General features: G+C 63.6%; 10 protein-coding genes. 6 read left to right on the top strand and 4 right to left on the bottom strand.

The genetic code is table 11. The features are described from left to right. Positions 1-82 precede the first annotated feature (82 nt). The 5 genes from AC1RNN_RS14975 to AC1RNN_RS14995 are packed head-to-tail and all read left to right on the top strand — an operon-like array spanning position 83 to position 5,959. Positions 83-2,053 carry a DNA topoisomerase IV subunit B gene (locus AC1RNN_RS14975; RefSeq protein WP_493089856.1) on the top strand — a complete coding sequence of 657 codons (1,971 nt, stop codon included), beginning with the start codon at positions 83-85 and terminating at the stop codon, positions 2,051-2,053. Positions 2,054-2,097: 44 nt separating this feature from the next. Further along, the gene (locus AC1RNN_RS14980; protein ID WP_493137450.1) at positions 2,098-2,931 is read left to right on the top strand and encodes a lytic transglycosylase domain-containing protein; all 834 of its coding nucleotides are present in this window, start codon (positions 2,098-2,100) and stop codon (positions 2,929-2,931) included. Between the two features lie 3 nt (positions 2,932-2,934). Beyond that, positions 2,935-5,322, top strand: coding sequence for a DNA topoisomerase IV subunit A (parC, locus tag AC1RNN_RS14985; protein ID WP_493089854.1), 2,388 nt, complete (start codon positions 2,935-2,937; stop codon positions 5,320-5,322). Positions 5,323-5,327: 5 nt separating this feature from the next. Further along, the gene (locus AC1RNN_RS14990) at positions 5,328-5,612 is read left to right on the top strand and encodes a hypothetical protein (RefSeq protein ID WP_493089853.1); all 285 of its coding nucleotides are present in this window, start codon (positions 5,328-5,330) and stop codon (positions 5,610-5,612) included. A gap of 8 nt (positions 5,613-5,620) precedes the next feature. After that, the gene (locus AC1RNN_RS14995; protein WP_493089852.1) at positions 5,621-5,959 is read left to right on the top strand and encodes a zinc ribbon domain-containing protein YjdM; all 339 of its coding nucleotides are present in this window, start codon (positions 5,621-5,623) and stop codon (positions 5,957-5,959) included. A 13-nt stretch (positions 5,960-5,972) separates the two neighbouring features. On the opposite strand, the gene AC1RNN_RS15000 is transcribed toward AC1RNN_RS14995, so the two are convergent. The 4 genes from AC1RNN_RS15000 to AC1RNN_RS15015 are packed head-to-tail and all read right to left on the bottom strand — an operon-like array spanning position 5,973 to position 10,288. Next, the gene (locus AC1RNN_RS15000) at positions 5,973-6,755 is read right to left on the bottom strand and encodes a hypothetical protein (RefSeq protein WP_493089851.1); all 783 of its coding nucleotides are present in this window, start codon (positions 6,753-6,755) and stop codon (positions 5,973-5,975) included. A 36-nt stretch (positions 6,756-6,791) separates the two neighbouring features. Then, on the bottom strand, positions 6,792-7,742 hold the full coding sequence (locus tag AC1RNN_RS15005; protein ID WP_493089850.1) for an ABC transporter permease: 951 nt from the start codon (positions 7,740-7,742) through the stop codon (positions 6,792-6,794). Positions 7,743-7,759: 17 nt separating this feature from the next. After that, positions 7,760-9,247 (bottom strand): sugar ABC transporter ATP-binding protein, encoded by a 1,488-nt coding sequence (locus AC1RNN_RS15010; RefSeq protein WP_493089849.1) that lies wholly within the window; start codon positions 9,245-9,247, stop codon positions 7,760-7,762. Between the two features lie 9 nt (positions 9,248-9,256). After that, a complete protein-coding gene (locus AC1RNN_RS15015) occupies positions 9,257-10,288 on the bottom strand; it encodes a substrate-binding domain-containing protein (protein WP_493089848.1) in 1,032 nt (343 codons plus the stop codon). Between the two features lie 244 nt (positions 10,289-10,532). Between AC1RNN_RS15015 and AC1RNN_RS15020 the strand changes: the two genes are divergently transcribed. Beyond that, complete coding sequence (locus tag AC1RNN_RS15020; RefSeq protein WP_493089847.1) at positions 10,533-12,182, top strand: GMC family oxidoreductase; 1,650 nt, start codon at positions 10,533-10,535, stop codon at positions 12,180-12,182. The last annotated feature ends 2 nt before the right edge of the window (positions 12,183-12,184 follow it).

Consider the following 12,184-nt stretch of genomic DNA (forward strand, 5'->3'; position numbering starts at 1 on the left):
GACAGAAGAAGGGATGGCGGAATGGTGAATTTCTGTATGTTCATACAGTTGTTTATTTTCTCCGCCACTACAATGCCCCGCTATGGCTTCGAAACCCACCCCCGAATATTCCGAATCATCGATCCGCGTGCTCAAGGGCCTGGAGCCCGTCAAACAGCGCCCGGGGATGTACACCCGCACCGACAACCCCCTGCACATCATCCAGGAAGTGCTGGACAACGCTGCCGACGAGGCGCTGGCCGGCCATGGCAAGAAGATCGCCGTGATCCTGCACGCTGACGGCTCCGTCAGCGTCGAGGACGATGGCCGTGGCATCCCCTTTGGCATGCACCCCGAAGAAAAGGCGCCGGTGATCGAGCTGGTCTACACCCGGCTGCACGCAGGCGGCAAGTTCGACAAGGGCCAGGGCGGCGCCTACAGCTTCTCCGGCGGTCTGCATGGCGTGGGTGTTTCCGTGACCAACGCGCTGGCCAAGCGCCTGCAGGTCAGCACCTACCGCGAAGGCAAGGTGGCCACGCTGGCTTTCTCTGGCGGCGACGTGATTGAGCCCCTGGAAGCGCGCGCCCAGGTGAGTGGCGACCGCAAGCAGGGCACTTCGGTGCGCGTCTGGCCAGACGCCAAATACTTTGAATCTGCCGCCCTGCCCATGGGCGAGCTCACTCATTTGCTGCGCAGCAAGGCCGTGCTCATGCCCGGCGTCAGCGTCACACTGGTCAATGAAAAGACCAAGGAAAGCCAGAACTGGCTCTACAAGGGGGGTCTCAAGGACTATCTGGGCCAGACCCTGACCGCAGACCCGGTGATCCCCATGTTTGACGGCGAGGGCTTTGCCGACGGCAACAACGACAACTTTGCCGAAGGCGAGGGCGCCAGCTGGTGCGTGGCCTTTACCGAAGAAGGTGCGCCGGTGCGCGAAAGCTATGTGAATCTGATCCCCACCAGCGCTGGCGGCACGCACGAAAGCGGCCTGCGCGACGGCCTGTTCACGGCGGTCAAAGGGTTTATCGAGCTGCACAGCCTGCTGCCCAAGGGCGTGAAGCTGATGCCTGAAGACGTGTTTGCCCGTGCCAGCTATGTGCTGTCCGCCAAGGTGCTGGACCCGCAGTTTCAGGGGCAGATCAAGGAGCGGCTCAATTCGCGTGACGCCGTGCGCCTGGTCAGCAGTTTTGTGCGCCCGGCGCTCGAACTGTGGCTGAACCAGCACGTGGACTACGGCAAGAAGCTGGCCGAACTGGCCATCAAGGCCGCCCAAACCCGGCAAAAGGCCGGCCAGAAGGTGGAAAAGCGCAAGAGCAGCGGCGTAGCCGTGCTGCCTGGCAAGCTGACCGACTGCGAAAGTCGCGACATTCTCTACAACGAGGTGTTCTTGGTGGAAGGTGACTCGGCCGGCGGCAGCGCCAAGATGGGCCGCGACAAGGAAAACCAGGCCATCCTGCCGCTGCGCGGCAAGGTGCTCAACACCTGGGAGGTGGACCGCGACCGCCTGTTCGCTAACACCGAAATCCACGACATTTCGGTCGCCATCGGCGTGGACCCGCATGGCCCCAACGACACGCCGGACCTGAGCGGCCTGCGCTACGGCAAGGTCTGCATCCTGAGTGATGCGGACGTGGACGGCTCGCACATCCAGGTACTGCTGCTGACCCTGTTCTTCCGCCACTTCCCCAAGCTCATAGAAGCCGGTCATGTTTTTGTGGCGCGCCCACCGCTGTTCCGCGTGGACGCGCCGGCCCGCGGCAAGAAGCCCGCCTCCAAGGCCTATGCACTGGACGAGGGCGAATTGACCGCGATCTTGGACAAGCTGCGCAAGGAAGGCGTGCGCGAAGGTGCTTGGTCCATAAGCCGCTTCAAGGGGCTGGGCGAGATGAACGCCGAACAGCTGTGGGATACCACGCTGAACCCTGACACACGCCGCCTGCTTCCGGTGGCCCTGGGCGCGGTGGACTTTGGCGCCACCGAGGCGCTGATCACCAAGCTCATGGGCAAGGGCGAGGCTGCGGCGCGCCGGGAGCTCATGGAACTGCACGGTGATTCGGTCGAGATCGACGTCTGATTGCTATGAAATTCGTAGCTGCTTGCGCACTGTTGATGGGGGCTATGGCCTCATTTCATGCCCAGGCGGACGTGTGGGTGTGGGTGGACGAGCAGGGCCACAGCCACTTTGCGGCCGAGCAGGTGGATGCGCGCTACAGCCTGTTCTACCGCGCGCCACTCCTGCTGGCGGCGCCGGACGCGCAAGCCGCGGCGCCAGCCGCCCCGGAGCTCAATCCCAAGCTGGCCGAGTTCTTTGAGTCTTCCCCGCGCTACCGCAAGATACAACCGCTGCTGAAGGACGCTGCCCAGCGCTACCGCGTGGACTACGCGCTGCTGCAGGCGCTGGTAGCGACGGAATCAGGCTTCAATGAACAGGCGGTGTCGCCCAAGGGCGCCATTGGCCTCATGCAGGTGATGCCTGACACGGCGCGCCGCTTCGGCGTGGACAGCGACCGCTGGAAGTCCGTGGAAGCCAAACTGGCTGACCCCAAGATCAATATTGCTTTGGGCACCCGCTACCTGCGCCTGCTCATGGACATATTCCCTGGCCAGCTGGAGCTGGCCCTGGCCTCGTACAACGCCGGCGAGCGCGCGGTGCAGCGCGCGGGCAACAAGGTGCCCAACTACAAAGAGACGCAGAACTACGTGGCCACCGTGGGCGAGCTGTATGCCGCCCTCAAGCCGCCGGTTCCTGCGGCCCAAGTGGCCAAGACCGCCAATGGCCGCGTCAAAGCCACCTATGGCGACGGCTATGTGCTGGCTGGCGCCCGTGATCCCTATTTACTGAAGCCCGCTGCGGCCACCGGCGCTGCCCTGGGCGGCGCCATCGGCCGCGGCAATATGGTGGCACCGCTGCAGCGTGCCCCGGCCGCTGACACCGTTATTGCTGTTGACTGAGTTATGACTGACGAAACCACGCTCGATCTTTTGCCCGAACCCGCAGCCCCCGGCACGGATGGTGACCTAAACCTGGCCAGCTACGCGCAGCGCGCCTATCTGGAATACGCCCTTTCCGTTGTCAAGGGCCGGGCCCTGCCCGATGTGGCCGATGGCCTCAAGCCCGTGCAGCGCCGCATTCTCTACAGCATGGGCCGCATGGGCCTGGGCTTTGGCGGCTCCAACGGCAATGCCGGCGCCAAGCCGGTCAAGAGCGCGCGCGTGGTCGGCGATGTGCTGGGCCGCTTCCACCCGCATGGCGACCAGTCGGCTTACGACGCGCTGGTGCGCATGGCGCAGGACTTTTCGCAGCGCTACCCACTGGTCGACGGCCAGGGTAATTTCGGCTCGCGCGACGGCGATGGCGCTGCTGCGATGCGCTACACCGAAGCGCGCCTGGCTAAGATCACTACGCTGCTGCTTGACGAGATCGACATGGGCACCGTGGACTTTGTGCCTAACTACGACGGTTCCACCGAAGAGCCCAAGCAGTTGCCAGCGCGCCTGCCCTTCAGCCTGCTTAACGGTGCCAGTGGCATTGCCGTGGGCCTGGCCACCGAAATCCCCAGCCACAACCTGCGCGAAATTGCCGATGCTTGCGTGGCGCTGGTGAAGAACGACAAGCTCAGCGACGATGACCTCTTCGCTTTGGTGCCCGGCCCGGACTTCCCCGGCGGCGGCCAGATCATCAGCAGCGCCACCGACATTGCCGACGCCTACCGCAGCGGTCGCGGCAGCCTCAAGGTGCGTGCGCGCTGGAAGATCGAAGACCTGGCGCGCGGCCAGTGGCAGTTGGTCGTGACCGAGCTGCCGCCCGGTGTGAGCAGCCAGCGCGTGCTGGAAGAGATTGAGGAATTGACCAACCCCAAGGTCAAGGCCGGCAAGAAAGCGCTGTCGCAAGAGCAGACGCAGCTCAAGGCCAGCATTCTCAGCGTGCTGGACGTGGTGCGTGACGAGTCCAACAAGGACGCGCTGGTGCGCCTGGTGTTCGAGCCCAAGAGCCGCACGGTGGAGCAGCAGGAGCTCGTCACTGCCTTGCTGGCCCACACCAGCCTGGAGACTTCCTCGCCCATCAACCTGACCATGGTGGGGCTGGACGGCAAGCCGGTGCAGAAGTCGCTGCGCCAGATGCTGGTGGAGTGGATCGCCTTCCGCGCCACCACCATCGAGCGACGCAGCCGCCATCGCCTGGGCAAGGTGCTGGACCGCATCCACATCCTTGAAGGCCGGCAGCTCGTTCTGCTGAATATCGACGAAGTGATCGCCATCATCCGCAACAGCGATGAGCCCAAGGCGGCACTGATTGCCCGTTTCAAGCTCAGCGACCGCCAAGCTGAAGACATCCTCGAAATCCGCTTGCGCCAGTTGGCGCGGCTGGAAGCCATCAAGATTGAGCAAGAGCTTTCCGAGCTGCGCACCGAACAGGGCAAGCTGGAAGAAATCCTGAACAGCCCCGCCGCGCTGCGTCGCCTCATGGTCAAGGAAATCGAGGCCGATGCCAAGACCTTTGCCGACACGCGCCGCACGCTGATCCAGGCCGAGAAAAAGGCCGTGGCCGAAGTCAAGGTGGTGGACGAACCCGTCACCGTGGTGGTCTCCGAAAAAGGCTGGGTGCGCGCGCGCACTGGCCATGGCCACGAGGCCGGCACCTTTGCCTTCAAGGCCGGTGACGGCCTCTACGGCACGTTCGAGTGCCGCACGGTGGACACGTTGCTGGTGTTCGGCTCCAACGGCCGCATCTACAGCGTGCCGGTCTCTGCCCTGCCGGGTGGGCGCGGCGACGGCCAACCCGTTACCACCCTGATTGAACTGGAGAGCGGCACCCAGCTGCTCTACTACTTCGCTGGCCCGGCCACGGCCACGCTGCTGCTCTCGGGCAGCGGTGGCTATGGCTTTATTGCCAGTGTGGAAAACATGACATCGCGTCAGAAGGCCGGCAAGGCCTTTGTGGGCGTCGGCGATGGTGAGACCCTGTGCGCCCCGTCCCTGGTGGCCGGCGCCCAAGGCAAGGTCACTGTGGCGGGAACGCCGGCTGCGCTGGTGGCATCTGCCACGCACGTGGCCTGCGCTTCCACGGGCGGTCGCATCCTCACCTTCGAGATCACCGAACTCAAGCAGATGGCCAATGGTGGCCGCGGCCTCATGCTGATCGACCTGGAAGCCAAGGACACGCTGGCGGGCGCAGCGGCCTACACGCGTTCCATCCGTATTGACGGCATCGGCCGTGGCGGCAAGGAGCGCGACGAAACGCTGGAAATCCGCAGCCTCAACAACGCCCGCGCCGCCCGCGGCCGCAAGGGCAAGGCAGCCGACCTGGGCTTTAAACCCAACCGCATCACGCGCGTGGAGTAAGCAGCATGGCCACGCCCCCCAACGACACCACCCTCAAGCTCAAGCTGCCCGACGGCGCCGTGTTTGAAGACCTGAAACTGCGCCGCTGCGCGGATGACGCCATCGATCTGGACATGGACCTGGTGGGGCGCATCTGCAAACTCAACGACTGGGACTTTGCCAAAGTGAAGGAAAACCCCGGTCCGGTGGTGAGCACGATATTGAGCGTCTGGTACAAGCAGCACCTGTCCGAAGGTGGCTCGCCCGACATGTTGATGGAAGCCCTCAAGCAAGGCCCTGTGCGGCATTGAAAGAAATCATGAGTACCTTGCCCCCATGCCCCCAGTGCCAATCGGCCTACACCTACGAGGACGGCGCCTTGCTGGTCTGCCCCGAGTGTGCCCATGAATGGAGCCCAAATGCCGCGTCCCACCAAGAGGCCGCTCGCGTCTGGAAAGATGCCAACGGCAATGTGCTGCAGGACGGCGATACCGTGGTGCTGGTCAAGGACCTGAAGGTCAAAGGCTCTTCCAGTGCCATCAAAGTCGGCACCAAGGTTAAGAACATCCGTCTGGTGGATGGTGACCACGACATCGACTGCAAGATCGACGGTTTCGGTGCAATGCAGCTCAAGTCGGAGTTTGTGAAAAAAGCCTGAAGCAGCCCTTGCTTTAGCCGCGTGGTACGGCTGATTGTTGTAACAGTGCAGTGGCAGCTTGCACTCGCAGGGCCAGTGGTGCGGCCGGGTCTTGCATCACCGCATGCAAAAAGGTGGCTGGCGTATCGGTGGGGTAGTGCGCGAGCTGGCTGGCAGGTGCTGGCGGCACGGTGGCCGTATCTGGTGCAGGTGAGGCTGTTGGCTGTGCTGGTGCCAGAGGCTGCAGCAACTGCAGGGCCTTGGCGTAGTCTTGCAATGGCATGCTGCTGAGCCGCCCCAGTAACTGCGCTTGGGCCTCCTGCCCGGGATGGCGGTCCAGCCAGGGCTCGTCGGCAAACACCCCCGCTAGGTCAGATGCCAGAAACGCGGACCACTGCGCCTCCGGACCATGCCCATCGTGGACCTGCTGCGCGGGTACTTGCGGCGGAAACACGGGGTCTACACCCGGATAGCAGCGCAAGCGCTGGGGATCGACGGCGGGCAGATAACGCTTGCACAGCAGCTGCATAAAGCGGGTGGCCTCCTCTGCGGGCAGGGTCTGCTGCCACGAGAACCAGAGCTGGTAGCCGTCGGCACCATTGACGGCAATGGCCGGTGCAGGCAGTGCCAAGTCCGCCTGCACCCCGTACCACACTGCCTCCAGCGCTTTCCAGTCGGCAGGGCGGGCTAGTTCCAGCACTGCGCAGCGTACTTGGCCATTGGCGTCCATCAGTGGCGCATCGTGGTGTCCCTGTGGTTGGGGAACCTGCGGGGTGACCTGGTAGAGGCGGGCGATTTCAGACAGAAAAGCGGTCATGACGTGGACTGTAGCCGTCCCGCGCGCAGGGCCGCTTTATTTGCGTGCCTTGCGCGTATTCATCCAGTGGTCCAGCGACACAGCCAACAGCAGAATCGCACCTTTGATGACGTCCTGCCAGTAGACAGAGACGTCGAGCAGGATCAGCGAGCTGGTGACCACGGAGAGCAGCGCCAGGCCCAGCACGGCACCGTAGATGGTGCCCGAGCCGCCCTTGAGGCTGGCCCCGCCGATGACGGCGGCGGCGATCACATTGAGCTCCATGCCGATGCCGAAGGTGGGCGTGGCAGCACCAAAGCGTGCCGTGTAAATGACGCCGGCAATGCCCGACATGGTGCCGCACAGCACGGTGACCCAGAGCTTGACGCTGTTGACGTTAATGCCCGCATAGAGGGCCGCACGCTCGTTGCTGCCGGTGTAGAACACCTTGCGGAACAGGGTGGACTTGCGCAGCACAAAGTCGCTGACGATGACGATGGCCGCAAAGATCAGGATCACGATGGGCACGCCACCCACGGTGCCCTGCCCGATGGCCTTGAACGCGGGCGGCAGGGCGAACAGAGACTGGGGTGTGCCCTGGGTGATGGCCAGGCTCAGGCCACGCGCGATGACCATGAAAGCCAGCGAGGCGATGAAGTGGCTCAGGCCGATCTTGGTGACGCACAGTCCCATGAGCAGGCCAATGGCTGCACTGGCCGCAATGGCTATGAGGCTGGCAGTCCACGGGTCCAGTCCCATGAGAAAGAGCGCGCCCACGATGACCATGGCCAGGCAGACCACCGAGCCCACGGCCAGGTCGATACCGCCCACGATGAGCAGCACCGTCATGCCGACCACGACGATGCCCTCGATGGCGAAGGACAGCAGCATGGCGCGTATGTTTTCCCAGGTCAGGAAGAACTCCGAGGCGAACGACATGGCGATGCACAGCGCCGCGATGATGACGATGAGGCCTGCTTCGCGCAGGTTATTGGTTTTGAGTTTCATGGTGCTGAAGCAAAGACTTAGGCCAGGCCCGAGGCCAGGCGCAATAGGGATTCTTCGGTGGTGTCCTGGGCGCGCAGTTCGCCGACCACGCTGCCGTGGCGGATGACGATGGTGCGGTCGCACAAGCCAATGATTTCTGGGAGTTCGGAGGAGATCACGGCCACGCCCACGCCGTCGTTGGCGAGCTGGCGCAGCACCTGGTGGATCTCGGCCTTGGCGCCCACGTCAACGCCGCGCGTGGGTTCGTCCATGAAGATGACCTTGGGGTTGGTGGCCAGCAATTTGGCAATCGCCACCTTCTGCTGGTTGCCGCCCGAGAGGCTGTCGGCGTTGGCGGCCACGCTGCTGGCCTTAAGCTTCAGTTTCTTCCCCAGCCGCTCGGCCTGTTCGGCCTCCTTGGCCGGGTCCACGGTGAAGAAGGCCGAGCGCACGCGCGCCAGCGCCATGGATGCGATGTTGGATTGGATGGAGAGCTCCAGAAACACGCCTTCCGACTTGCGGTCTTCGCTGAGATAGGCAATGCCCTGCGCCAGCGCCTTTTGGTAGGTGCTGGTGTCCACCGGCTGGCCGTGCAGCGTGACGCTGCCGCCGGTGGCGGGCGTGATGCCGCAGATCACCTTGGCGATCTCGGAGCGGCCTGCGCCCATGAGGCCGGCGATGCCCAGAATCTCGCCCGCGCGGATTTGCAGAGATACCGATTGCACCAAGTCTGCGTCGCAGATGCCGTGCACCTCCAGCAGCGGCGCGCCGGCGGGGGTGCTGGATTTCTCGGGGTAGTAGCTGCCCAGTTCGCGGCCCACCATCTTGCGGATGAGTTCGTCCGGCGTGGTGTCGGCAATCGGGCTGCTGAACACGCTGGCGCCGTCGCGCAGCACGGTGGCGTGGCTGCAGTGCGCAAAGATTTCGGCCATACGGTGGCTGATGTAGATGATGCCCATGCCGGCCGCGGCCAGCTCGTGCAGCACCTTGAACAGCGCTTGCGATTCGATCTCGGTGAGCGCCGCCGTGGGCTCGTCGAGGATGAGGATCTTGCAGTCCAGCGCCAGTGCCTTGGCAATCTCCACGAGCTGCTGCTGCGAGAGGCTGAGCTGCTCCACCAGCTGCGCGGTGTCCATGTCCTTGCCCAGGCGCTGCAGGATGGCGCGTGCGCGCGTCTGCAGGCCGGCATAGTCCATGAGCAGGCGCTTGGACTGGTTGAGCTCACCCATAAAGATGTTCTCGGCCACGCTGGCGCAGCCGCATAAGGAGATTTCCTGGTGCACCAGGGAGATCCCGAGCTGCGCCGCATGCCCAGGGTCCTTGATGCGTACCGGGCTGCCTTCGAGCAGCAGCTCACCGGTGTCGGGTTGAAGAATGCCGTCGATGACCTTCATCAGGGTGGATTTGCCGGCGCCGTTCTCGCCGCAGACGGCGTGGATCTGCCCCGGCTCCAGCGAGAAGTCGATCCCCGCCAGCGCCTGGGTGGCGCCAAATGATTTCCTGATTCCACGTAGCTCGAGCAGCATCCTCAGTCCTTACTCGTTGATACCCTTGGTGCCGCGACGGCTCAGGTATTTGTCCCAGTAGAAGTCGTCCGCATTGGCCTTGCTGACCACCGAAAGGCCGTTGTCCAGGAAAGGCACCGACATGGGGTTGTTGCCCGAGCGCTTGGCGTCGTTCATGGGGTCAATCAGCTGGGTGTTCTTTGCCATGAACAGCAGCATCATGCCCGCGAAACCCTGCATGCCCTGGTTGGGGTTGATGGAGCCGAACACGTCGCCCGACTTGATCATGTCCAGGATCTTGGCGTTCACGTCGCAGCACATCACCTTGATGTCCTTCTTGGATTCCACCTTGGCCTGGGCCGCACCCAGCGCGGTGTTGGCCTCTGGCATGAACAGGGCGCCCAGATTGGGGTTGGCCTGGATCAAACTCAGCGTGGCCTGGTAGGCCTTGTTGGCGTCCTGGTTGGTGGCGGCGCGGCCTACCAGCTTCATGTTGGGATACTTGGACTTCATGCGGTCCACAAACGCCGAGATGCGGCGGTCGTGGTTGTCCTGGCCGGGGTTTTCCAGCACCGCGTATTCGCCTTTGCCGCCCATGGCGGTGGCAATCGCATCGGCTGCGGCCGCACCTTCACGGAAGTTATCCGAGGTGACGAAGGACACGCGCTTGGAGTTGGGCGAGTCGGCGGCGAACGTGACCACCGGAATGCCCATGGCCGTCGCACGGGCGATGGGTTCGATGAACGGGTCCGGGTTCATGGGGTGCAGAAAGATGCCGGCCGGCTTGCGTGCGAGCTGCTGCTCGAACGAGGCGAGCTGCTTGTTCACGTCGTATTCGGGCGTGCCCGAGTAGCGTGTCTTGACGCCCAGCGACTTGCCCAGAGACTTGAACATCTCGTAGACGGGGAACCAGTACTCCACGCCGCTGACCATCACGTTCATGACATAGGTGTCATTCGGATTGCCACGCAAGCCCACCGCATTTGCCGTCTGTGCAAACGCGCCCAAAGATGCCATGCCAGCACCTGCAGCCGCAGCTGACTTCAGAAAATCACGCCTCATTTCGACTCCTTCATTTGCTTTTGGAAAAAATGCCTGTCCGGTCCGTTGGATGACATGCAGCATAGCTTTGCTGTCATGACAAGATGGACTTTATGTCACAAAAAATAGTCGGAATATAGGAGAAACCCGTACTGGTAAGTCATTTTTCATGGATAAGATGTTATGACATGTTGTTTTGACTTTGAAGGATTCTGAGAATGGCGATTCGTGGCGGTTTTGGCGGTGCATCCGGGGTGGGTGCGGAATGAGCAGTTTTGACTACATCGTGGTGGGTGGCGGCACGGCTGGCGCGCTCCTGGCCAACCGGCTCAGCGCCGACGGGCAGCATTCGGTGCTGCTGGTGGAGGCCGGCGGGCGCGACCGCTACCATTGGATCCACATCCCGGTCGGCTACCTGTATTGCATCAATAACCCCAAGACCGATTGGTGCCTGCGCACCGAGCCTGATCCCGGCCTCAATGGCCGCTCCCTCTTCTACCCGCGTGGCAAGACCCTGGGCGGCTGCTCCAGCATCAATGGCATGATCTATATGCGCGGCCAGGCGCGCGACTACGACGGCTGGGCCGCGCAGCTGCAGGACGCGCAATGGAGCTGGGATGCCTGCCTGCCCTTTTTCAAGCAGCACGAATGGCACCACCGGCTCGATACTGCGCAAGCGGCGGGCGACTTTGCCACTGCGGATTTCCATGGAGGGCGGGGCGAATGGCGCGTGGAGCGCCAGCGCCTGCGCTGGGACTTGCTGGACGCCTTTGCCCATGCCGCGCAGCAGGCCGGCATTCCGGCCAGCGAGGACTTCAATACCGGTAGCAACGAGGGTGTGGGCTACTTCGAGGTGAACCAGAAATCGGGCCTGCGCTGGAACACCTCCAAGGCCTTTCTGAATGCCGAAGTACGGCGCCGGTCCAACCTCACCATCTGGACCGAGACCCAGGCCAGCAAGCTTCTGATCGCGCGCAACGACCAGGGCGCCATGGCCTGCACCGGCTTGGAGGTTGTGCGGGAGGGAGAGCGTGTCACGCTGTCGGCACGCAAGGAAGTGGTGCTGTGCGCGGGTGCGATTGGAACGCCGCAACTACTGCAGCTTTCGGGTCTGGGGCCACCCGAGTTGCTGGCGCGTCTGGGCATTCCCGTGCTCAAGCCCATGGAGGGTGTGGGCAGCAATCTGCAGGACCATCTGCAGATACGCGCGGTCTACACCGTGCAGAACGCCCGTACGCTCAACACGCTGGCCAACTCGTGGTGGGGGCGGATGCAGATTGGCTTGCAGTACCTGCTCTCGCGCAGCGGGCCCATGAGCATGTCGCCATCGCAGCTGGGCGTGTTCACGCGCAGCGATGCAGGGCAGCCCCATCCGAACATCCAGTTCCATGTGCAGCCGCTGAGCCTGGAGGCGTTTGGCCAGCCGCTGCATGCCTTCCCGGCGCTGACGGCCAGCGTCTGCAACCTCAACCCCAGCAGCCGCGGCCAGGTGCGCATCCAGTCGCCCGACTTCATGGTGGCACCGGCGATTGCACCGCATTACCTCAGTACCGCCGAGGACCAGCAGGTCGCTGCTGACTCGCTGCGTGTGGCGCGCCGCATCATGGCCCAGCCGGCCCTGCAGCCCTATGCGCCGGCCGAGTACAAGCCCGGTGTGCAGTACCAGAGCGACAGCGAACTCATCGCGCTGGCTGGCGACATCGCCACCACCATCTTTCACCCGGTAGGCACGGCGCGCATGGGCCGGGCGGGTGACCCACTGGCGGTCACCGACAGCCGGCTGCGCGTGCAGGGCGTGCAGGGGCTGCGCATTGCCGATGCGAGCGTGATGCCCAGCATCGTGAGCGGTAACACCAACAGTCCGACCCTGATGCTGGCGGAAAAAGCCGCCGCCTGGATACGTGCCGGCGAGTGAAC

It is taken from the genome of Rhodoferax sp. GW822-FHT02D07, from assembly GCF_058802405.1.